Genomic DNA, 20,500 nt, shown 5'->3' on the forward strand with positions numbered 1-20,500 from the left:
CCGCCATTCGGGGCGGGCTTAAAGCTCAGAGCCAGGCCACGCCGTAGTAGTCATAGACCTTGCGGCCATAGTCCTCGCCGTACTCGGGACGCTCGTCCTCGGCATAGCGCGGCGCCTTCTCGAGCTGGCTCTCGGTCAGCGGCACGACATAGCCGTCCAGATTGGTGTCGTACTTCAGCATGCTCCAGGGGATCGGATAGCGATCGGTGCCCATGCCCAGGAACCCGCCGAACTCCAGCGCCGCATAGCGGACCTGGCCCGAGCGCTTGTCGATGACGAGGTTGTCGATCGAGCCGAGCTTGTCGCCGTTGCCGTTGTAGACATTGGTGCCTTCGACCTTGTCGGAGGAGATGCAGGGGTTGCTCATCGTGAAACTCCTTGAGATGTGCTGCGGCTGGCGATATGCCGGCCGGCCTGGACTTCTTTATCGGTCTTCGCGGCGGCGGCGAATATCAGCCCAGGCAGGACCGCGCTGTAGGACCTGCCCTACGGTTGCCGCCCGCGCGCTGGCGATCCCTCTTCCTGGGGATATCCCGTAGCCCTTCGAGTCCCTAGAGTCCAAAGTCCCAACGACGTCCTTCCGAGGACTTTCGACGCTCACCCGCTCCGGGTGGGCGTTTTTTTTGGTTCGCGCGGCCGATAGGGCCCTAGAAGCCGCCGGCCAGGTGCTCGCGCAGGTGCTCGATCAAGAGCCGCAGCGGCCGCGGCGTCGTCGTGCTCCAGCGGTGGATCGCATAGACCGCGTCGCCGAAGAAGCCGACCGGCCGCCAGTCGGGCAGCACCTCGATCAGGCGGCCCTCGCGCAAGGCGGTGGCGGCGCTGAAGTCGGGCAGCAGGGCCAGGCCCAGGCCGGCCAGCGCCGCGTCGCGCAGCACCTCGCTATTGCCCGCGCGCAGCGGCCCCTGTACCGGGATGCGCAGGCGCTGGCGCGCCTTCTCGAACAGCCAGACCGCCGGCCCCGGCCGCAGATAGGGCAGGCAGGCATGGCGGGCCAGCTCGTCCGGATGGCGCGGCCCGCCCTGGGCCGCCAGATAGGCCGGGCTGGCGACCAGCAGGGTCCGGGACGCGCACAGCCGGGTCGCGACCTGGTTGTCGGGCGGCGCGCTGGTGTGGCGGATCGCCAGATCGAAACCCTCCGGCGCCAGCGAGACCAGGCGGTCGCTGAGGTCCAGCTCGATGCGGATCTCCGGATAGGCAAGAAAGAAGCCGCTCAGCAGCGGCGCCAGGTGCTGGCGGCCCAGCGCCACCGGCGCGGTGACGCGCAAGAGCCCGCGCGGCTGGCCGGCCGCGTCGCGGGCGGCACCGAGCGCCTCGGTGATGTGGGCAAAGCTGGCCTCGGTCTCCTCGACCAGACGGCGGCCGGCCTCGGACAGGCGCACCGAGCGCGTCGTGCGCAGGACCAGGGTGGTGCCCATCGCCCGCTCGAGCTCGGCGATGCGCTGGCTGACCGCGGCCTTGGACAGCGAAAGCCGCTGCGCCGCCTTGGTGAAGCTGCCCAGCTGGGCGATCACGGTCAGCGCATGCAGCTGCCCCCAGAGCAGCTCGTGGCGGAGTTCGGGTGTCGTGGCCATTGTTCATATTAACGAACAATCAAATCGTCGAAAGCCGATTGGCAGCGCGAGCAGCGATGCCTAGACTGAGCGGATCACAGGAGAGCACGATGAGCAGCGCCAGCCCCTATACCCGCAGCGAAGACCTCACCCACTTCATCGGCGGCAAGCCGGTCGCCGCCACGTCCGGCCGCAGCCAGGCGGTCTACAACCCGACGACCGGGGCCGTCGCGCGCCAGCTGCAGCTGGCCAGCGTCGAGGACGTCAACGCTGCCGTCGCCGCCGCCCAGGCGGCCTTCCCGGCCTGGGCCGAGGCGCCGCCGCTGCGCCGCGCGCGGGTGATGCAGGGTTTTCTGCAGCTGCTGAACCGCCACAAGGACGAGATCGCCGCCATGATCACCGCCGAACATGGCAAGGTGTTCAGCGATGCCCAGGGCGAGGTGATGCGTGGCATCGACATCGTCGAATTCGCCTGCGGCGTGCCGCAGCTGCTGAAGGGCGACTACACCGAGCAGGTCTCGACCGGCATCGACAACTGGACCCTGCGCCAGCCCTTGGGCGTGGTCGCCGGCATCACGCCCTTCAACTTCCCCTTCATGGTGCCGATGTGGATGGCGCCGCTGGCGATCGCCACCGGCAATGCCTTCATCCTCAAGCCCAGCGAGCGCGATCCCTCGCCCAGCCTGTTCATTGCCGAGCTGTTCAGGCAGGCCGGCCTGCCGGACGGCATCTTCAATGTCGTGCAGGGCGACAAGATCGCGGTCGACGCGCTGCTGCACCATCCGGACGTGCGGGCGCTGTCCTTCGTCGGCTCGACGCCGATCGCGCAGTACATCTACGAGACCGGCGCCCGCCACGGCAAGCGGGTGCAGGCGCTGGGCGGCGCCAAGAACCATATGGTGGTGATGCCCGATGCCGACATCGAGCAGGCGGTCGACGCGCTGATCGGCGCCGCCTACGGCTCGGCCGGCGAGCGCTGCATGGCGATCTCGGTGGCGGTGCTGGTCGGCGACGTGGCCGACAAGATCATGCCCAGGCTGGCCGAGCGCGCGCGGGCGCTGAAGATCAAGAACGGCATGGAGCCCGATGCCGAGATGGGGCCCATCGTCACCCGCGAGGCGCGCGACCGCATCGAGAACTACATCGCGCTGGGCGTCGAGGAGGGCGCCAAACTGGTCGTCGACGGCCGCGGCCACCGGGTCGCCGGCTTCGAGAACGGCTTCTTCACCGGCGGCACCCTGTTCGACCAGGTCAAGCCGACCATGCGCATCTACAAGGAAGAGATCTTTGGCCCGGTGCTGGTCTGCGTGCGCGTGCACGACTTTGCCGAGGCGCTGCAGCTGGTCAACGGGCATGAATACGGCAATGGCGTCGCCTGCTTCACCAGCGACGGCAATGTCGCGCGCGAGTTCGCCCGCCGGGTCCAGGTCGGCATGGTCGGCATCAATGTGCCGATCCCGGTGCCGATGGCCTGGCATGGCTTTGGCGGCTGGAAGAAGAGCCTGTTCGGCGACATGCATGCCTATGGCGAGGAGGGCGTGCGCTTCTACACCAAGCAGAAGAGCGTGATGCAGCGCTGGAGCTCCAGCATCGCCAAGGGCGCCGAGTTCGTGATGCCGACCAGCCAGTGAGTCGCGCGGGCGCAGGGGCGCCCGCGCAACACCCGCATCCAAGTGCTCGCCGCCCCGGGGCGGATGGGCTAATCTTGCGCTCCCCGTTCTGTTCGCGCCCTTGGCGAAACCGATGCTAGACACCCAGCCCAGCGAAGCTGCGAGCGGCGAGACGACCCTCGCCGCGGCGCTGGACGCCGCGCGAGCCGAGCGCCATGGCAATCTGCCGCTGGGGCTGGCGGCCGCGCGCCAGGTCTGGGACGCGGCCATCGCCCAGGGCTTTCTGAGCGAGCAGCTGGAGGCCGGGCGGTTGCTGACCTTCTTCCATCTGCGCCGCGGCGAATTCGCCGAGATGCTGGCCATCGGCCAGCAGCTGCTGCCGCTGCTGCGCGGCCAGGGCAGTCATGCGGCGCTGTGCGAGCTGCTGCGCGGCATGGGCCTCGCGGCGGCCGAGCTGAGCGATTTCGAGACCGCGCTGGCCTGCGTCAACGAGGGCCTGGCGCGTGCCCGCGAGCTGGACGACCTGCGCCTGACCAGCGTCGCGCTGAATGCGGTCGGCGCCTGCTTCGACCGCATGGGCGATCCCTGGCAGGCCGAGCGCTTGATGAACGAGGCGGCCGCGCTGATCGGCCAGCAGGCGACCGATTACGAGCGCGTCGTCAATTCGAACAATCTGGCCACCGTCGCGCTGGACACCTTCCATCTGCTGCGCCACAGCGGCCACGAGCGCGAATGTGCGGAGGCGCTGCAGCGCGCGCTGCAGCATGCGCTGCAGACGCGGCCGCATGCGCTGGCGCTGCGCGACCCGTTCGCGCTGGCGCTGACCGACGGCAACCGCGGCGAGATCCTGCTGCATCTGGAGCGGCTGGACGAGGCCGAGGCGGTGCTGCACGAGGCGCTGGCGCTGGACCGGCGCGCGGGCTTCGTGATGCTGGGCTGGCGCGTGCGCTGCTCGCTGGCCGAGCTGTGGCTGGCGCGCGGCCAGGCGCAGGACGCGCTGGCCGAGCTGAACGCCTTGCTGGCCGAGACGGCCGGCCGCAATCTGGGCGCCACCGGCCTGCGCCTGCGCCATGCCGCCTACCGGGCCGGCAAGGCGCTGGGCGACCCCGCGCTGGCGCTGGCCCATCTGGAGCAGTACCAGGCGCTGGAGCGCGCGCGCAGCGTCGCCCAGCTGATGGCGCAGGCGCGCTTCTTCGTCAGCCGGCTGGAGGCCGAGCAGCGCGTCGCGCCGGCGCCCGGTGGCGGCCTGGCGCGCGCCGATTGCGGCAGCGAGGAGCAGGCGCGCCGCGACCCGCTGACCGGCCTGGGCAACCGCCGCTGCATGGAGGCGCGCATGCCGGCGCTGATGCAGGCGGCGCAGCGCAGCGGCGCCGCGCTGACCGTGGCCCTGATCGATATCGACCGCCTGCAGGCGATCAACGACGAGCATGGCCAGGCGGTCGGCGACCGCGTGCTGCAGGTGCTGGCGCAGATGCTGCTCGACAACACCCGCGCCAGCGATCTGCTGATGCGCTGGGGCGGCGAGGAGATCCTCGTCGTGCTGCCCGACACCGTCGCCGACCGCGCCTTCGAAGTCTGCGAACGGCTGCGCCAGGCGGTCGAGCTGTTCCGCTGGGACGAGCTGGCGCCGGGCCTGGACGTGACGCTGAGCATAGGCCTGGCGAACGCGCCGCCCTATTCGACCGATCTGCTGGTCGCGCGCGCGGAGAGCGCGATGTACCGCGCCAAACATCTGGGCCGCAACCGCGTCGCACTCGCCTAGCCGGCTAGGGCAGGGCCAGGCGCTCCGCCTGAGCCTGCACCCGGTTGCGGCCGAGCTCCTTGGCCCGGTACATGGCCGCGTCGGCGCGGGCCAGCACCGCATCGGCGCTGGCGTCGTCCGGCCGGGCCTCGGCGACGCCGAAGCTGGCGGTCAGCGGCCAGCGCTCGCCGTCCCAGTCGAATTCGCAGCCCTCCAGGCTGGCGCGCATCCGTTCCGCGACGACGCCGGCGCCGGCCAGATCGGTCAGCGGCAGCAGCGCGCAGAACTCCTCGCCGCCGAGGCGGCCGAGCCGGTCGATCTCGCGCACGCAGGGCCGCAGCACCTCGATCAGGCGCAGCAGCGCCGCGTCGCCGGCCGCATGGCCCAGCGTGTCGTTCAGCTGCTTGAAGCGGTCCATATCGATCATCACCAGCGCATAGGGCTTGCCGCGCTGCCGCCGCGCATGCTCCAGCTCGATGGCCGCGCAAAGTGCGCCATGGTTCAGGACATCGGTCAGCGGATCCTGCCGCGTCAGCCGCTGGATGCGCAGGATCAGCTTCATTAGCACCAGCAGGCCCATGGTCGCGTTCAGCAGCAGGCACAGCAGCATCGCCGACCACAGCCAGACGATGTTGAAGTCGCTGGCCTGGCTGAGCCGATTGGCGTTCGACGGCGCCAGCAGCGACTCGATCAATCGCGTCAGCAGCAGCGCCGCGATCGCGAACAGCGGGCTCACCAGGAGGGCGGCGACGGCTGGCCGCAGCGTGCGTTCGCGCAGCTGCCGCCAGCCGTCGCCGGCGGCCAGCAGCACCAGCAGGCTCAGGCACAAGTAGACGCAGCGCACATGCCAGCGCGTGTCGCCGCCATAGGGCATGGCGGCCAGCAGCAGCAGGGCCGGCACGGCGATGGCCGCCGCCGAGCGCCAGGCCAGCGGTCGGTCGGCGATCGCCGGCACCGCCGCGCGCAGCAGCGCGAAGGCGGTGATCGCCATCGCGTCCGAACCCCAGAAGGCCAGCAGCGGCAGCATCTGGCCGCGCAAGGCATCGGCGGCCAGCGAGCCGCCCAGCAGCGCATTGCCCAGGGCCAGACAGTGCGAGGCGCGCCGCGTCAGCCGCGCGCCGACGGCCAGCGCCCACCAGACCTGGGCGGCGGCGAAGAACATCAGGGTGATCGCCAGCATCAGCGTCGGCACGTCGGTCTGCTGCAGCAGCGTCGTGGTCAGCATTGCCGTCAGACCGCCGGGCGGGCGGAAGAAGAGGAGGCGGAAAACGAGGGCGCCGCGGCGGCCGGCACCGGCGCTGCGTCGGCCACGCAGACGCGGTTGCGGCCCTCGGCCTTGGCGCGGTAGACCAGGCGGTCGGCCAGGGCCAGGCCGGCCGTGCCGAGCGGGTCGTCACCCTGCGCCGGCGCGACGCCGAAGCTGGCCGTCAGCGCGATCGTCTCGCTGCCCCGCCAGGCCAGCGGCCGCTGCTCCAGCGCGGCGCGCATCCGTTCGGCGACCTGGGCCGCCGGCGCCAGCGGCGTGTGCGGCAGCAGCGCGCAGAACTCCTCGCCGCCGAGGCGGCCCAGCAGGTCCAGATCGCGCAGGCAGCCGCGCAGCACTTTCACCGCATGGATCAGCGCCGCATCGCCGGCGGCGTGGCCGAGCCGGTCGTTGATGCGCTTGAAATGGTCGATATCGATCAGCACGATCGCATGCTCGTGGCCGCGCCGCCGCAGCGCCTGCAGCTTGCGCAGCTCGGCATCGAAGGCGCGGCGGTTGAGGCTGCCGGTCATCGAATCGTGGTGCGACAGATGCTGGATGCGCGCGATCAGCCGCCACAGCAGCAGGGCCATCAGGCTGATCGCGATCGCGCCGCTGAGCGCCAGCCACAGCCCGGCCAGCAGGCCGCTGGCCGCACCGTCGACCTGGAACAGGCCGGTCCATTGCGGCGCGAACAGCAGCACCGCGGCGCGCGCGCCGGTCGCCAGGCCCAGCAGCAGGTGCGGCAGCGCGATCAGCACCGTCACCGGGCGCGCAAGACCCGGCCCCGCGCCGGAGACGACGTCGCGCGTTGCGCGCAGCGCCAGCAGGCTCATGCAGGCCGAGGTGGCGATCAGCGGCGCCGAGCGGCCCGGCAGCGGCCACAGCACGGCCAGCGCGCCGGCGCCGCCGATCAGCGCGATGTCCAGCCAGTGCTGGCGCAGCCGCAGCATGCGGCGCAGGGCCAGCGCCAGCAGGGCGACTGTCGCCAGCGCCGCCAGATCGGCGAAGCCCTCGATCGGCAGCGGCGCGCAGTCCTCGCAGCGCAGCGCCGCCGCCATGCAGCACAGATGGGCGCCCGCCATCAGCCAGCTGGCACGCGGCGCGATGCGGAACAGGCCGGCCAGCAGCACCCAGCAAAAGCTCGCGAAGCCGTTGAAGATGGCGTTCGCGATCAGCAGGGTCGGGGCGTCGAGGGCGTTCATGGAGGACGAGGCGGCGGACCCATCATCCCCGAGCACCGGGGCTGACACAATGGGCCGATGCACCACATTGCCCTGATCACCGGCGCCGGCCGCGGCATCGGCGCCGCCATCGCCGAAGACTGCGCGCGCGCCGGTTACGACCTGGCCCTGAACTATGCGCGCGACGCCGGCGCCGCCGAGGCGCTGGCCGGGCGCCTGCGCCGCGAGACCGGCCGGCGCGTGATCGCCATGCAGGCCGATGTGGCCGACGAGGCCCAGGTGCTGGCGATGTTCGCGCGCATCGATGCCGAGCTGGGGCCGCTGACGGCCCTGGTCAACAACGCCGGCATCGTCGCGCCGGCCGCGCGGCTGGAGGATATGGACCTCGCGCGCTGGCATCGCCTGTTCGACGTCAATGTGATGGGCACGCTCTTGTGCAGCCGCGAGGCGGCCCGGCGGATGAGCCGTCGCCACGGCGGCGCCGGCGGCGCCATCGTCAACCTGTCGTCCCGCGCGGCCCAGCTCGGCTCGCCGGGCCTCTATGTCGACTATGCGGCCAGCAAGGGCGCGATCGATACGCTGACCGTCGGCCTGGCGCGCGAGCTGATCGAGGAGGGCATCCGCGTCAACGGCGTGCGGCCCGGCATCATCGACACCGAGATCCATGCTTCGGGCGGCATGGGCGACATGCTGCCCGCCGCCGTCAGGACGATCCCGATCGGGCGCCTGGGCCGCGCCGACGAGGTTGCCGCGGCCGTGCTGTGGCTGCTGTCCGATGCCGCCAGCTACACGGTCGGCGCGATGCTGGACGTGGCCGGCGGGCGCTGAGTCGCGGCGTTTACTTGCGCTCGACGACCACGGCGTTCATCCCCACCGCCTGCTGCACCCGCGTCGCCGCCTGGCGCGCCTCCTCGCGCGAGCGGTAGGGGCCGGCCTGCAGCCGGTGCATGCGGCTGTCCTTGAAGATCGCCATCATCGGCGCCAGCCAGTCCAGCTCGCGCACCAGGCGCGCGCGCATCTGCTCGGCGCCGTCGAGCCGGCTGAAGGCGCCCAGCTGGACCCAGAAGCCCGCCGCGGCATAGGGCGGCGGTGGCGTGTCCGGCACCGGCGTGGCGGCGATCTGCGCCGTCGTCAGCGGCGGCGGCGCGCCGACGGCGGGCGCGGCGGCGTAGACCGGCGGATCGCCGTTGCGCTGCCAGGCCCCGCTGCGGATCTCCTCGTAGGTGATGCGCTCGACCTCGACCGTCGAGACGCCGCGCAGCACGTCGAGCTTCAACGCCGCCGTGTAGCTGAGGTCGATGATGCGGCCCGAATGAAAGGGCCCGCGGTCGTTGATGCGCACGATCACCTCGCGGCCATTGGCCGGGTTGCGCACCCGCGCATAGCTGGGAATGGGCATGGTCGCGTGCGCGGCCGTCATCGCGTACATGTTGTAGACCTCGCCGCTGGAGGTCGGCCGGCCGTGGAATTTCTTGCCGTACCAGGAGGCCAGGCCGCGCTCGGCCAGCGGCCGGTCCTCGGTCAGCGGCTCGTAGCGCTGGCCCAGCACCTCGTAGGGCTTGTTCGGCCCGCCCTTGCGTATCGGTTCCAGCTTCGGCTCGGCATTCGGGGTCAGGTGCAGATCGGGCGGCACCTGCAGCTCGGGGCCGTCGCGCTCGCTGCCGCCGGCCGGTTCCGCCGGGCGGCTGGCGCAGCCGGCCAGCAGGGCCAGGCCGGCGAGAAAAAGGGCGGCGAGCAGGGATCGGTTCGGCGGCATGGCCGCCACCCTAAACGATTCGCGCGGCCGCCGCAAAACGCCCCGATCCGCAATGCCCACAACATCACGGCCGGCGCGTGGTCGTATGCTGGGCGCTCACATCCCAGCCTTGGACGCCATGAGCAGCAGCTATATCTTCCCGCCCGCCGAGATCCCCAGCGTCGCCGTGCGCGGCAGCAGCGCGCGCTACGCGGTCGCGCGCATCTTCTGCGTCGGCCGCAACTACGCGGCCCATGCGCGCGAGATGGGCGGCAACCCCGATCGCGAGCTGCCCTTCTACTTCACCAAGCCGCCCAGCGCCCTGGTGCCCTCGGGCTCGACGGTGCCCTATCCGCCCGGCACCAAGAACTACCACTACGAGATGGAGCTGGTGATCGCGATCGGCGCGCCGGTGTTCAAGGCGACGCCCGAGGCGGCGCGCGCCGCCATCTGGGGCTATGCGGCGGGCCTGGACATGACGCGCCGCGATCTGCAGGCCGAGGCCAAGGCGGCCGGCCGGCCCTGGGACACGGCCAAGGGCTTCGAGCAGTCGGCCGTCATCACCGAGCTGGCGCGCGTCGCCGATATCGGCCTGCTGGAGGCTGGCGCGATCACCCTGGCCGTCAACGGCGTCGAGAAGCAGCGCGGCGATCTGTCGGACATGATCTGGAGCCAGGCCGAGATCGTCGCCAATCTCTCGCAGTACTACCACCTGCAGCCCGGCGATCTGATCTACACCGGCACGCCCGAGGGCGTCGGCGCGGTCCAGCCCGGCGACCTGCTGAGCGGCCGGATCGAGGGCCTGGGCGACTTGAGCCTGACAATCGGGGCCCCGGAATAGTTTTCCCCCGACCATGTTCGAGCACAACGAGACCCTAGACCAGGCGCGCCAGCGCAATATCCGCGACGCGCTGAGCGAGGACATCGGCGTCGCCGACTGGACCGCGCGGCTGGTGCCGGCCGGCCGGCGCGTGCGTGCCCAGGTCCGCGTGCGCGAGGACGCGGTGCTCTGCGGCCGGCATTGGTTCGACGGCGTCTTTGCCGCGCTCGACGCCACGGCGACCATCGCCTGGCGCTACGAGGAGGGCGCAGCCATGGCCGCCGACAGCATCGTCTGCGACATCGAGGGCGATGGCCGGGCGCTGCTCTCGGCCGAGCGGCCGGCGCTGAACTTTTTGCAGCTGCTGTCGGCGACGGCGACGGTCACCTACCGCCATGTGCAGGCGATCGCCGGCGCCAGCCCCAATCCGCGCGGCTGCGCGGTGCTGGACACGCGCAAGACCCTCCCGGGTCTGCGCCTGGCGCAGAAATACGCGGTGCGCGTCGGCGGCGGCGCCAACCAGCGCCTGGCCCTCTACGCCGGCATCCTGATCAAGGAAAACCATATCGCCGCGGCCGGCGGCGTCGCCGCGGCGCTGCGCGCGGCGCAGGCGCTGAACGCCGGCGTCGACATCCAGATCGAGGTCGAGTCGATTGCCGAGTTGCGCGAGGCGCTGGACGCCGGCGCCGGCAGCGTGCTGCTCGACAACTTCAGCGAGGCGATGATGGTCGAGGCGGTGGCGCTGAACGCCGGCCGTGCGCTGCTGGAGGTGTCCGGCGGCGTCGAACTGGAGCAATTGCGATGGATCGCCGCCACCGGCGTCGACCGCATCTCGATCGGCCGCCTGACCAAGGACGTCAAGGCGGTCGACTACTCGATGCGGGTGCTGGGCCCGGTCTGAGGCGCGGCGGGCATCGCGCTTGCCCGCCCCCGGGTCCCGTCCACCGGAGACCCGCATGCCTCAGTCATGGAGCGCCAAGCGCGAACGCCAGTACCAGCACATCAAATCGGGCCTGAAGAAAAGCGGCAAGTCGGAGCAGCTGGCCGAGGAGATCGCCGCCCGCACCGTCAACAAGGAGCGCGCCCAGCACGGCGAGGCCAAGGAGGCCAGCCGCAGCTCGGTCGAGGACATGCCGGCCGGCCGCCGCGGCGGCCTGCATGCGCATCGGGGGCCCGGCGGCCGCACGCTGGCCCAGCTGAGGAACGAGGCGCGCCAGCGCGGCATCAAGGGCCGCTCGACGATGAACAAGGCCCAGCTGGAGGCGGCCCTGAAGCGCTGAGCGCAGCGGCAAGTCCTGGCCCCCGGCCGGCGCTCAGATGTCCGCAAACGTCCAGCGGCCGGCCCCGGTCCGTGGCAGGATGGCCGGCCGCAACAAGGAGACGACGATGCGTGACCAGGACTTTCATGCGCTGCACCGGGGCACCGACCGCCTATTGCTGCTGCTGAACTGCTGGGACGCCGGCAGCGCGCTGATGATGCAGAGCCTGGGCGCGCCGGCCGTCGCGACCAGCAGCGCCGCCGTCGCCTGGGCGCAGGGCTATGGCGATGGCGACCAGCTGCCGGTGGCACGCCTGCTCGACTGCGTGCGCGCCATCGCGCGCCGGCTGACGGCGCCGCTGAGCGTGGACATCGAGGGCGGCTACTCGGACGACCCGGCGGCCGTCGGCGAGACGGTCGCCGCCCTCATCGGCGCCGGCGCGGTCGGCATCAATATCGAGGACGGTCGCGCCGAGCCGGCGCTGCTGTGCCGCAAGATCGAGCAGGCGCGGGCGGCGGCCGAGCGCGCCGGCGTGCGACTCTTCATCAATGCGCGCTGCGACGTCTATCTGAAGGGTCTGGCGCCGCCCGAGCAGCGCGTGGCCGAATCGCTGCGCCGTGCCGCGCTGTACCGCGCGGCCGGCGCCGACGGCTTCTTTGCCGCCGGCGCGCGGGCGCCGGACGAGATCGCCGCCCTGGTCGCCGGCACGCCGCTGCCGCTGAATGTGCTGGCCCTGGCCGGCGTGCCGCCGGCGGCCGAGCTGGCGCGGCTGGGCGTGCGGCGGCTCAGCGCCGGCTCGGGCATCGCCGAGTCGGTCTATGCGCGCATCGCCGAGCTGGGCTGCGATTTCCTGCGCGAGGGCGATGGCGCGGCGCTGTCCCGCCAGGCGCTGCCCTATGGCGAGCTGAACGCCCTGATGTCGGGCTGAGCCGCCGTCCCCATTGTTGAGGGACAGCGGCTTGCCGGCCGCGGGGGCGCGGCGCATCATCGGGCCGCCCGACCGCAAGCCCGATGGAGGCCGCTCATGGACATCACCGAAGTCGCCCCCGCCACCGCGCTGCGCCGCTGGGAGGATCTGCCCGGCCCGCGCGGCCTGCCGCTGCTGGGCAATGCGCTGCAGGTCCGGGCGCTGCGCTTTCACCAGCAGCTCGAGCAGTGGGCGCGGGACTTCGGCCCGCTGTACAAGCTGCGGCTGAACGAGCGCCGCCTGCTGGTCGTCGGCGACCATGAACAGGTCGCGGCGGTGCTGCGCGACCGGCCCGAGGGCTTTCGCCGCACCAGCAAGATGGAGCGCATCTGGGTCGAGATGGGACTGCCGATCGGCGTCTTCGGCGCCCATGGCGAAACCTGGGCGCGCCAGCGCCGCATGGTGATGGCCGGCTTCGACCCGGCCCATGTGCGGCGCTACTACCCGGCCATGCAGCGCGTCGCGGCCAATCTCGGCGCGCGCTGGCAGGCGGCCGCGCGCGCCGGCCGGGCGATCGATCTGCAGGCCGATCTGATGCGCTACACGGTCGACACGATCGCCGGCCTGGCCTTCGGCGAGCAGGTCAACACCCTGCAGTCGGACGAGGACGTGATCCAGCGCCATCTGGACAAGATCTTTCCGGCCCTGTTCCGCCGCATCCTGTCGCCGATCCCGCTGTGGCGCTGGCATCGATCGGCCGCCGACCGCGAGCTGGAGGCCGCGATCGTCGAGGTCAAGGCCGCCGTGGCCGGCTTCATCGCCCAGGCGCGCGCTCGCATGCAGGCCCAGCCGCAGCGCCGCGAGCATCCGGAGAACCTGCTGGAGGCGATGATCGCCGCCGCCGATGCCGAGGGCAGCGGCATCGACGACGAGGGCGTGGCCGGCAATGTGCTGACCATGCTGCTGGCCGGCGAGGACACGACGGCCAACACCCTGGCCTGGATGACGGCCCTGCTGTGGCGTCATCCGGAAACGCTGGCCCGCGCGGCCGCCGAGGTGCGCGGCCTGATCGTCGAGGGCGCGCCGATCACGCAGGAGCAGCTGGGCCGGCTCGACTATCTGGAGGCCTGCGCGCACGAGACCATGCGGCTGAAGCCGGTCGCGCCGGTGCTGCCGCTGCAGTCGCTCCACGAGATCACCGTCGGCGATGTGCGCATCCCGGCCGACACGGTCGTGATCTGCCTGCTGCGCCGCGACAGCGTCAGCGACGCGCATATGGGCGCGCACGCGGGCAGGTTCGAGCCGCAGCGCTGGCTGCTCGGCGAAGAGAGCGTGGCCGCCCGCGCCCATGCGGCCAAGCGCATCGCGATGCCCTTCGGCGCCGGCCCGCGCATCTGCCCGGGCCGCTATCTGGCCCTGCTGGAGATCAAGCTGGCGATGGCGACCCTGCTGAGCCGCTTCGAGATCGCGGCGGTCGACACGCCCGACGGTGCCGAGCCGCAGGAGCGCCTGGCCTTCACCATGGCGCCGCTGGGGCTGACGATGAGGCTGCGGGAGCGCTGAGCCGCCGCGGGTTTTGAGGCCCTCGCGGCGCTACTTGGCCTTGGGCTTCTTCGCCTTCGCGCCGTTGAGGGCGACCGCGGCGCGGATCAGCGCCTTGAAGGCCTCGGCATCGAGCTGCTCGCCCTCGCGGATGTCGATCGCGCGCCGGGTGTTGCCGTCCAGGCTCGCGTTGAAGAGCCGGCTCGGGTCGCTCAGCGAGGCGCCCTTGGCGAAGGTCAGCTTGACCACCGCCTTGTAGGACTCGCCGGTGCAGACGATGCCCTCGTGCGACCAGACCGGCGTGCCCATCCACTTGAGCTCCTCGACGATGCCGGGATCGGCCTCGTGGATCAGCGCGCGCATGCGGCTCAGCGTCGAGCCGCGCCAGTCGCCCAGCTCGGCGATCCTGCGGTCGATCTGCGCCGTGGCCGTGGTCGGGTCCTTCGATTCCGTCGTCCTGCTCATCCGTCGTCCTCCAGGGCCAGCGCCTCGTCCTACGCGGCAACGCGCGCTCGGCCCGCAGCCGGGCCCGGCTCGCCTGCCTAAGCTTGTCGCGTGACCGTTAGCTTCGATAGCTTGTTAACCGGAGGCATTATGGGCAAGTACCTGTTCGCCTGGATCCTCGGCGTTCCCGCCGGCCTGCTGATCCTGGCCTATCTGATCTTCCACTGAGGGCGTTCCTTCGCCCGTTCAGCGAGCGCTCGGCACGAAGTCCAGCACCCGCATCGCCGTCGCCAGGCCTTGCCGCCCGGCGACGGCCTTCATTTCGGCCCAGGGATCGCTCTTCAGCGCCAGGCGCTCGCCGATATTGCGCAGATGCCAGTGGGCGCCGCTCGTCAGGGCGTCGAGCTCGTCCCAGGCCACCGGCACCGAGATGCCGATGCCGGGTCTTGCCCGCGCCGACCAGGCGCAGGCCGTCGTCGCGCCGCGGCCATTGCGCAGATAGTCGATGAAGATCTTGCCGACGCGGTTGCGCGGCCCGCTCTTGACGACGAAGCGCTGCGGCAGGGTGGCGGCCAGGTGCGCGACGATCGCGCGCGACAGGCCCTTGACCTCGGCCCAGCCGGGCCCGCGGCGCAGCGGCACCAGCAGGTGCAGGCCCTTGCCGCCGCTGGTCTTCAGAAAGGCCTGCAGCTGCAGCTCCTGCAGCAGCGCGCGCAAGAGCGAGGCCGCCTCCTGGATCTGCGGCCAGGCGACGCCCTCGCCGGGGTCGAGGTCGAAGAACATGCGGTCCGGCTGCTCGATCGCGTCGCTGCGGCCGTTCCAGGTGTGCAACTCCAGCACATTCATCTGCACCGCGCCGAGCAGGGCCCGGGCGCTGTCTATCTCCAGCAGCGGCGCGTGGCCGGGGTCGAGCTTGGGGTCGAGCTGCTTCAGGCCCGGGATCTTCAGCGTGTCGCCATGCTTCTGGAAGAACAGCTCGCCACCGACGCCATCGGGCCCGCGCACCAGCGAGACCGGCCGCTGCTTCAGATGCGGCAGCATGCGCGCGGCGGCCGCCGCGTAGTACTCGGCCAGCTCCAGCTTGCTGATGCCGCTGGACGCGTCGATGACCCGCGTCGGATGGCTCAGGCGCAGGCCGGCCGGCAGCGCGGCCCTGGCCGGCGCCGCGGCGGCGGCGCGTTTGCCTGCCGGCGCCGGCTGCTGCGGCCGCTCGCGCGTGATCGCGGCGGCCGGCTTGTCGCCGCGCAGGCCGTGGAAGACCGCATGCCGCACCCGGCCCTCGCGCGTCCATTCCGAGAACGAGATCTCGGCCACCAGCTTGGGCCGCACCCAGTGCACGCCGCGCTGGTCGGGTGGCGGCGGGTTCAGGGTCGGCTTGGCCTGGGCCAGCTCCTGCAGCCGCTGCGCCAGCTCGCGCAGTGCGGTGTTGCCGAAGCCGCTGCCGACATTGCCGGCATAGCGCAGCGCGCCGGCCTCGTCGTGCACGGCCAGCAGCAGGGCGCCCAGGCCCTGGCGGCTGCCCTTGGGGTCGGTGTAGCCGACGATGACGAATTCCTGCCGCTGGGTGCACTTCAGCTTGATCCAGTCGCTGCTGCGGCGCGACTGGTAGCGCCCATCGGCGCGCTTGCCGATCAGGCCCTCCATGCGCAGCTGGCAGGCGGTGTGCAGAAGATGCTCGGGCGCGACCGCGAAGTCCTCGCTGAAGCGCAGCGGCGGCGCGGCCTCGCGGAGCAGTTCGCGCAGCGCCGCGCGGCGCTCGGCGAGCGGCGTCTCGCGCAGGTCGCGGCCGGCATGGAACATCAGGTCGAACAGGTAGTAGAGGATGTCGCCGCTGCGCGCCGCCTCCAGGCTGTTCTGCAGCGCCTGGAAGTCCGGCGCGCCCTCCTTGTCCTGCACGACGATCTCGCCGTCCAGCCAGGCCGTGCCCAGCTGCAGCCGCGTGATCGCGCGTGCCAGCGGCTTCAGCTTGGCCGTCCAGTCATGGCCGTTGCGGGTGAACAGGCGCACATCCTCGCCCTCGACGCGGGCCAGCAGGCGGTAGCCGTCGAACTTCAGCTCCCACTGCCAGCCGGCCTCGCGCGGCGCCGCCTCGACCAGGGTGGCCAGCTGCGGCGCCAGGCTCAGCGGCAGCGCGTCCTGCTTGGCCTTTTTCGCTGTCTTCTTCCGCTTCACTGCTGGGGTGGCGGCCTTGCCCAGCACGCTGTCGGGCAGCGCCTCGACGATCGAGTAGTCGGCGGCCGGCCGCGCGTCGTCGTCGCGTTCCTTGATCAGCAGCCAGGGCGGCTGGCGCTCGCTGGCGCGCCCGTGCATGCGCACCAGGGTCCAATGGCCCTGCAGCTTCTCGCCGCGCAGCTCGAACTTGAGCTTGCCGGCCGCGTAGGCGGCGCGCGGATCGCCCTGCGGCAGCCAGACGCCGCGGTCCCAGACGATCACCGTGCCGGCGCCGTACTGGCCCGGCGGGATCACGCCCTCGAAGCCGGCGTAGGCGAGCGGATGATCCTCGACCTGCACCGCCATGCGCTTGTCCTGCGGATCGAGGCTGGGCCCCTTGGGCACGGCCCAGCTCTTCAGCGTGCCGTCCAGCTCGAGCCGGAAGTCGTAGTGCAGCGCGCGCGCCGCATGCTTCTGCACGACGAAGCTCAGTGCCTGGCCGGCCTGGCCGCGCGGCGCCTTGGCCGGCGGCCCGCCGGCCGGCTCGCGGGTCTGCGCGAAGTCGCGCTTGCGGCGGTATTCCTGCAGGCCATCGGAGCGCTTCTCGGCCGCCATCGCTCAGGCCTTCTTGCGCTTGCTGCCGCCCGCGCCCCCTGAACCGCTCTTGCCGGCCGCCAGGCTGCGCTTGAGCAGATCGGTCAGGTCGACGACATTGGAGCCGCTCTCCTCGCCGGGCGTGGCCTCCAGCGGCGTCACCCGCTTGGTTTGGCCGGCCTCGGCCTTGGCGGCGATCAGCGTGCCGATCGCGGCCTTGAACTCGTCGTGGTAATCGTCGGCCTGCCACTGCGTCTTCATCTCCTCGATCAGCTGGCGCGCCATCTTCAGCTCGGCGTCCTTGATGCCGGCGGCGCTCTTGCCTTCGGCCGGAAACTTCAGCTCGTCCCAGGGCCGGATCTCGTCCGGCCAGCGCAAGGTGTTCAGCAGCAGCGCCGGGCCGCTGGGGATCAGGGCGGCCAGGTGCTGCTTGTTGTGCATGACGACGCGCGCGATGCCGATGCTGCCGTCGGCCAGCATCGCCTCGCGCAAGAGCGCATAGACCTTGGCCGCCTTGCCCAGCGGCTCCAGATAGAAGGGCCGCTCGAGGAAGAGGAAGGGAATCTCGGCGGCGGTCACGAAGGCCTCGATCTCTATCGTCTGCGTCGTTTGCGGATAGGCGGCCTTGATCTCCTCGTCGCTGATCAGCACATAGTCGCCGTCATCCTGCTTGACGCCCTTGACGATGTCCTCCTTCTTGATCGCGCGGCCGGTGCGCTTGTTGATGCGCTGGTAGCCGACCGGGTCCATCGAGCGCTTGTCCAGCCAGTCGAAGTCGATATCGTCCTCGCGCGTGGCGGGGTACAGCGCCACCGGGACGTGAACGAGGCCGAAGCTGATCGCGCCCTTCCAGATGATGCGTGCCATGGCCGCGCTCCGGCTCAGATCTCGCCGACGCTGCCGGTCACCGGCAGCACGATGCCGCTGATATAGCCGGAGCAGACCGGCGCGGCCAGGAAGACATAGGCCGGCGACAGCTCCTCCGGCTGGGCCGGCCGGCCCATATCGGTCTTGCTGCCGAACTCGGCGACCTTCTCGGCCGGCGCGTCGGCCGGATTCAGCGGCGTCCAGACCGGACCCGGCGCGACCGCGTTGACGCGTATGCCCTTGGGCAAGAGGTTCTGCGCCAGCGCCTTGGTGAACGCATGGATCGCGCCCTTGGTGGTCGAATAGTCCAGCAGCTGCGCGCTGCCCTTGAGTCCGGTCGTCGAGCCGGTGTTGATGATGGAGGCGCCCCGGCCCAGATGCGGCAGCGCCGCCTTGGCCATATGGAAATAGCCGTAGACATTGGTGCGCAGGGTCTCGTCGAAGCGCTCCTCGCTGATGTCCTCAAGCGACTTCGCATGCTCCTGGAAGGCCGCGTTGTTGACCAGCACGTCGAGCTTGCCGAAGGCCTCGACGGTCTGCTCCACCGCCTGCCGGCAGAAGTCCGGATCCTTGACGTCGCCGGCGATGCACAGGCCGCGCCGGCCCTCGGCCTCGATGCAGCGCCGCGTCTCCTCGGCGTCCTCGTGCTCGTTCAGATAGGCGATCGCCACGTCGGCGCCCTCGCGCGCGAACAGCACCGCCACCGCGCGGCCGATGCCCGAGTCGCCGCCGGTGATCAGCGCCGCCATGTCCTGCAGCTTGCCGCTGCCCTGGTAGCCGGGAGCCAGGAATTGCGGCCGCGGCCGCAGCTGCGCCTCGCTGCCCGGCTTGGCGATGTGCTGCGGCGGCAGCCGGTCCGGATGCGGACGGTCGCCGGCCTGCACGGCCGGCTTGCCCTCGTCCTCCTTCTCGCCCTGCTTCGGCGCGGCTTCGTCGCGCTGGTCCTGCCGGCTCTGGATCGCCCTTTGCTGCTCGGCCGTGGCCTCGGAATCTTGCGCTTTGCTCATGGCTGTCCCGTCCTTTCGACCATTCGTGGGGCAAGCCGCATGCCGGTCGGACGAGCGGCCGGGCCGCTGTCAGACGAGGCCGGCGCAGCGCAGGGTCAGGGCTTGCGCCGCGCGCAGGGCGCCCGCAGGCCGCGCCGGCGGGCCTTAGAGCCGGCCGGTGCGATCCGCTGACATCGCCAGCGCCCACGCCGCGCCCTCTGTACGAGCCCGCCGGAAAACTCCATGCGCCGGCATGAGGCTGCGAAAGCTTGAGGAAAGGGGGTCTATGCGGCGCCGCATCCGTATCGTTGCCCTGGGCATCATGCTGGCGATCGGCAGTACGCTGCTCGCCCGGCTGGTGCTGCTCTATGCCTCCTGGCAGATCGCCCTGCAGGGCGAGATGGAAGTGCTGACGCAGACGGCCGGCCATCTGCTGCGCCGCGCCAGCCGCTCGGTCGAGGCCTCCGAGGCGGCCTTGCGCGAGATCGACGTCGCGGGCTTCACCCCCTGCTCGAGCGAGCACATCGCGCGCATGCGGCTGCTGACGATGAACGTCCGTACGATCGAAGAAATCGGTTACTTCGACGCACAGGGCCTGCTGCGCTGCACCTCCTGGTGGCCGACGGATCGGCGGATAGCGCGCACGCCGGTCGACTTCGAGCGCGCGGACGGCATCGGCGTCAAGGTGACGGCGCGGCCCAGGGTCTCGGGCGGCAATTCGATGATGGAGCTGCGCTGGGGCCATCACAACGCCCTGTTCGATCCGGAGCGCCTGGTCGACCTGATCGTCGGCCGCCGCGACCTGAGCCTGGTCGTCGCCAACGAGCAGGGGCGGGTGATCCAGGCCTCGAAGGAGGCGGCGCCGGCGCTGCTGAGCGGCATCCCGCAGCGCCCCGAGCGCGGCATCGACGGCGACCTGATGTATGCGGTGGCGCGCGGCGACGGCTGGATCGCGCTGGTCGGCGCCTCGCGCGCGGCGGCGGTCGAGCGGCTGCGGGCGCAGCAGGCGCTGCTGCTGCCGGTCGGGGCGGCGCTGGCGATAGGCATGAGCTGGCTGGCGGTCTGGCTGTCGCGTCGCCAGCTGTCGGAGCTGGCGCAGCTGCGCCGCGCGGTGCAGGCGCGGGCCTTCGTCGTCGAGTACCAGCCGCTGATCGATCTGGCCAGCCGGTGCTGCGTCGGCGCCGAGGCGCTGGTGCGCTGGCGGCGCTCCGACGGCAGCCTGACGCGGCCCGATCTCTTCATCCCGCTGGCCGAGGAGCATGGGCTGATCCAGGCCATCACCGACCAGGTGATGGCGGCCGTCGTCGCCGAGCTGGGCGAGCTGCTGCGCAGCGATCCGAACGTGCATATCGCGATCAATCTGGGGGCCGACGACATCCGCAGCGGCCGCTTCCTGCCGGTGCTGGACCGGCTGCTGCAAGACAGCGGCATCGCGCCGCAGCAGGTCTGGCTGGAGGCGACCGAGCGCGGCTTCGTCGACGTCAGCTCCGCCAGCAGCGTGATCGAGCAGGCCCGGCGACGCGGGCACAAGGTGGCGATCGACGATTTCGGCACCGGCTTCTCCAGCCTGCAATACCTGCAGGGCCTGCCGCTGGACGCGCTGAAGATCGACAAGTCCTTCGTCGACGTGCTGGGCCGCGAAACGGTGACCAGCTCGGTCGTCCCGCACATCATCAGCATGGCCAAGACCCTGGGCCTGGCCATCATTGCCGAGGGCGTGGAGACGCAGGCGCAGCTCGACTATCTGCGCGCGCAGGGCGTCGACGGCGGCCAGGGCTGGCTGTTCGCCAAGGCGATGCCGGCGCCGCAGTTCATTGCCTATCTGCGCCGGGGCTAGGCCGGCCCCGGGGCGGCGGCGAGGTGCAGG

At 71.4% G+C, this 20,500-nt stretch carries 18 protein-coding genes; 9 read left to right on the top strand and 9 right to left on the bottom strand.

The features are described 5' to 3' along the window. Positions 1 to 25: 25 nt before the first annotated feature. Positions 26 to 367, bottom strand: a complete 342-nt coding sequence (locus QWJ38_RS03525) for a PRC-barrel domain-containing protein (RefSeq protein ID WP_290357650.1) — start codon at positions 365 to 367, stop codon at positions 26 to 28. 280 nt (positions 368 to 647) lie between these two features. Next, the gene (locus QWJ38_RS03530; protein ID WP_290357651.1) at positions 648 to 1,571 is read right to left on the bottom strand and encodes a LysR family transcriptional regulator; all 924 of its coding nucleotides are present in this window, start codon (positions 1,569 to 1,571) and stop codon (positions 648 to 650) included. Positions 1,572 to 1,660: 89 nt separating this feature from the next. On the opposite strand from QWJ38_RS03530, the gene QWJ38_RS03535 reads away from it, so the two are divergent. Together QWJ38_RS03535 and QWJ38_RS03540 are read left to right on the top strand one after the other, a co-directional pair. Beyond that, a complete protein-coding gene (locus QWJ38_RS03535) occupies positions 1,661 to 3,181 on the top strand; it encodes a CoA-acylating methylmalonate-semialdehyde dehydrogenase (RefSeq protein WP_290357652.1) in 1,521 nt (506 codons plus the stop codon). 112 nt (positions 3,182 to 3,293) lie between these two features. Next, a complete protein-coding gene (locus QWJ38_RS03540) occupies positions 3,294 to 4,922 on the top strand; it encodes a GGDEF domain-containing protein (RefSeq protein WP_290357653.1) in 1,629 nt (542 codons plus the stop codon). A 4-nt stretch (positions 4,923 to 4,926) separates the two neighbouring features. Here the strand turns inward: QWJ38_RS03540 and QWJ38_RS03545 are convergent, their stop codons facing one another. Beyond that, complete coding sequence (locus QWJ38_RS03545; protein ID WP_290357654.1) at positions 4,927 to 6,126, bottom strand: GGDEF domain-containing protein; 1,200 nt, start codon at positions 6,124 to 6,126, stop codon at positions 4,927 to 4,929. A 5-nt stretch (positions 6,127 to 6,131) separates the two neighbouring features. Next, complete coding sequence (locus QWJ38_RS03550) at positions 6,132 to 7,349, bottom strand: GGDEF domain-containing protein (protein ID WP_290357655.1); 1,218 nt, start codon at positions 7,347 to 7,349, stop codon at positions 6,132 to 6,134. Positions 7,350 to 7,406: 57 nt separating this feature from the next. Here QWJ38_RS03550 and QWJ38_RS03555 point away from each other — a divergent pair, with 57 nt between their 5' ends. After that, positions 7,407 to 8,156, top strand: coding sequence for an SDR family oxidoreductase (locus QWJ38_RS03555; protein ID WP_290357656.1), 750 nt, complete (start codon positions 7,407 to 7,409; stop codon positions 8,154 to 8,156). Positions 8,157 to 8,166: 10 nt separating this feature from the next. Here the strand turns inward: QWJ38_RS03555 and QWJ38_RS03560 are convergent, their stop codons facing one another. Continuing rightward, a complete protein-coding gene (locus tag QWJ38_RS03560; protein ID WP_290357657.1) occupies positions 8,167 to 9,084 on the bottom strand; it encodes a septal ring lytic transglycosylase RlpA family protein in 918 nt (305 codons plus the stop codon). A 118-nt stretch (positions 9,085 to 9,202) separates the two neighbouring features. On the opposite strand from QWJ38_RS03560, the gene QWJ38_RS03565 reads away from it, so the two are divergent. From QWJ38_RS03565 to QWJ38_RS03585, 5 genes are all read left to right on the top strand, one after another. Continuing rightward, positions 9,203 to 9,904 (top strand): fumarylacetoacetate hydrolase family protein, encoded by a 702-nt coding sequence (locus QWJ38_RS03565; RefSeq protein WP_290357658.1) that lies wholly within the window; start codon positions 9,203 to 9,205, stop codon positions 9,902 to 9,904. 13 nt (positions 9,905 to 9,917) lie between these two features. After that, positions 9,918 to 10,784: a carboxylating nicotinate-nucleotide diphosphorylase gene (gene nadC, locus QWJ38_RS03570; protein WP_290357659.1), complete on the top strand. Its 867-nt coding sequence runs from the start codon at positions 9,918 to 9,920 to the stop codon at positions 10,782 to 10,784. Positions 10,785 to 10,839: 55 nt separating this feature from the next. After that, positions 10,840 to 11,163, top strand: a complete 324-nt coding sequence (locus QWJ38_RS03575; RefSeq protein WP_290357660.1) for a plasmid stabilization protein — start codon at positions 10,840 to 10,842, stop codon at positions 11,161 to 11,163. 106 nt (positions 11,164 to 11,269) lie between these two features. Continuing rightward, on the top strand, positions 11,270 to 12,070 hold the full coding sequence (locus QWJ38_RS03580) for an isocitrate lyase/PEP mutase family protein (RefSeq protein ID WP_290357661.1): 801 nt from the start codon (positions 11,270 to 11,272) through the stop codon (positions 12,068 to 12,070). 96 nt (positions 12,071 to 12,166) lie between these two features. Continuing rightward, positions 12,167 to 13,612, top strand: a complete 1,446-nt coding sequence (locus QWJ38_RS03585) for a cytochrome P450 (protein WP_290357662.1) — start codon at positions 12,167 to 12,169, stop codon at positions 13,610 to 13,612. Positions 13,613 to 13,642: 30 nt separating this feature from the next. On the opposite strand, the gene QWJ38_RS03590 is transcribed toward QWJ38_RS03585, so the two are convergent. The 4 genes from QWJ38_RS03590 to QWJ38_RS03605 form a co-directional block, all read right to left on the bottom strand. Further along, positions 13,643 to 14,056 (bottom strand): DUF1801 domain-containing protein, encoded by a 414-nt coding sequence (locus QWJ38_RS03590; RefSeq protein ID WP_290357663.1) that lies wholly within the window; start codon positions 14,054 to 14,056, stop codon positions 13,643 to 13,645. A gap of 225 nt (positions 14,057 to 14,281) precedes the next feature. Continuing rightward, on the bottom strand, positions 14,282 to 16,801 hold the full coding sequence (gene ligD / locus QWJ38_RS03595) for a DNA ligase D (RefSeq protein ID WP_290357664.1): 2,520 nt from the start codon (positions 16,799 to 16,801) through the stop codon (positions 14,282 to 14,284). Between the two features lie 3 nt (positions 16,802 to 16,804). Next, on the bottom strand, positions 16,805 to 17,647 hold the full coding sequence (gene ku / locus QWJ38_RS03600) for a non-homologous end joining protein Ku (RefSeq protein WP_290357665.1): 843 nt from the start codon (positions 17,645 to 17,647) through the stop codon (positions 16,805 to 16,807). Between the two features lie 14 nt (positions 17,648 to 17,661). Next, on the bottom strand, positions 17,662 to 18,654 hold the full coding sequence (locus tag QWJ38_RS03605) for an SDR family oxidoreductase (protein ID WP_290357666.1): 993 nt from the start codon (positions 18,652 to 18,654) through the stop codon (positions 17,662 to 17,664). Between the two features lie 265 nt (positions 18,655 to 18,919). Between QWJ38_RS03605 and QWJ38_RS03610 the strand changes: the two genes are divergently transcribed. Continuing rightward, complete coding sequence (locus QWJ38_RS03610; RefSeq protein ID WP_290357667.1) at positions 18,920 to 20,470, top strand: EAL domain-containing protein; 1,551 nt, start codon at positions 18,920 to 18,922, stop codon at positions 20,468 to 20,470. Positions 20,471 to 20,500: the final 30 nt, after the last annotated feature.

The sequence above is a fragment of the Roseateles violae genome, assembly GCF_030410485.1.
In the GTDB taxonomy this organism is placed as follows: Bacteria; Pseudomonadota; Gammaproteobacteria; order Burkholderiales; family Burkholderiaceae_C; genus Roseateles_D; species Roseateles_D violae.

Excerpts from the sequence above, each read along its gene's own strand:
- QWJ38_RS03525 (WP_290357650.1), bottom strand. The coding sequence starts at position 367 with ATGAGCAACCCCTGCATCTCCTCCGACAAGGTCGAAGGCACCAATGTC.
- QWJ38_RS03530 (WP_290357651.1), bottom strand. The coding sequence starts at position 1,571 with ATGGCCACGACACCCGAACTCCGCCACGAGCTGCTCTGGGGGCAGCTG.
- QWJ38_RS03535 (WP_290357652.1), top strand. The coding sequence starts at position 1,661 with ATGAGCAGCGCCAGCCCCTATACCCGCAGCGAAGACCTCACCCACTTC.
- QWJ38_RS03540 (WP_290357653.1), top strand. The coding sequence starts at position 3,294 with ATGCTAGACACCCAGCCCAGCGAAGCTGCGAGCGGCGAGACGACCCTC.
- QWJ38_RS03545 (WP_290357654.1), bottom strand. The coding sequence starts at position 6,126 with ATGCTGACCACGACGCTGCTGCAGCAGACCGACGTGCCGACGCTGATG.
- QWJ38_RS03550 (WP_290357655.1), bottom strand. The coding sequence starts at position 7,349 with ATGAACGCCCTCGACGCCCCGACCCTGCTGATCGCGAACGCCATCTTC.
- QWJ38_RS03555 (WP_290357656.1), top strand. The coding sequence starts at position 7,407 with ATGCACCACATTGCCCTGATCACCGGCGCCGGCCGCGGCATCGGCGCC.
- QWJ38_RS03560 (WP_290357657.1), bottom strand. The coding sequence starts at position 9,084 with ATGCCGCCGAACCGATCCCTGCTCGCCGCCCTTTTTCTCGCCGGCCTG.
- QWJ38_RS03565 (WP_290357658.1), top strand. The coding sequence starts at position 9,203 with ATGAGCAGCAGCTATATCTTCCCGCCCGCCGAGATCCCCAGCGTCGCC.
- nadC (WP_290357659.1), top strand. The coding sequence starts at position 9,918 with ATGTTCGAGCACAACGAGACCCTAGACCAGGCGCGCCAGCGCAATATC.
- QWJ38_RS03575 (WP_290357660.1), top strand. The coding sequence starts at position 10,840 with ATGCCTCAGTCATGGAGCGCCAAGCGCGAACGCCAGTACCAGCACATC.
- QWJ38_RS03580 (WP_290357661.1), top strand. The coding sequence starts at position 11,270 with ATGCGTGACCAGGACTTTCATGCGCTGCACCGGGGCACCGACCGCCTA.
- QWJ38_RS03585 (WP_290357662.1), top strand. The coding sequence starts at position 12,167 with ATGGACATCACCGAAGTCGCCCCCGCCACCGCGCTGCGCCGCTGGGAG.
- QWJ38_RS03590 (WP_290357663.1), bottom strand. The coding sequence starts at position 14,056 with ATGAGCAGGACGACGGAATCGAAGGACCCGACCACGGCCACGGCGCAG.
- ligD (WP_290357664.1), bottom strand. The coding sequence starts at position 16,801 with ATGGCGGCCGAGAAGCGCTCCGATGGCCTGCAGGAATACCGCCGCAAG.
- ku (WP_290357665.1), bottom strand. The coding sequence starts at position 17,647 with ATGGCACGCATCATCTGGAAGGGCGCGATCAGCTTCGGCCTCGTTCAC.
- QWJ38_RS03605 (WP_290357666.1), bottom strand. The coding sequence starts at position 18,654 with ATGAGCAAAGCGCAAGATTCCGAGGCCACGGCCGAGCAGCAAAGGGCG.
- QWJ38_RS03610 (WP_290357667.1), top strand. The coding sequence starts at position 18,920 with ATGCGGCGCCGCATCCGTATCGTTGCCCTGGGCATCATGCTGGCGATC.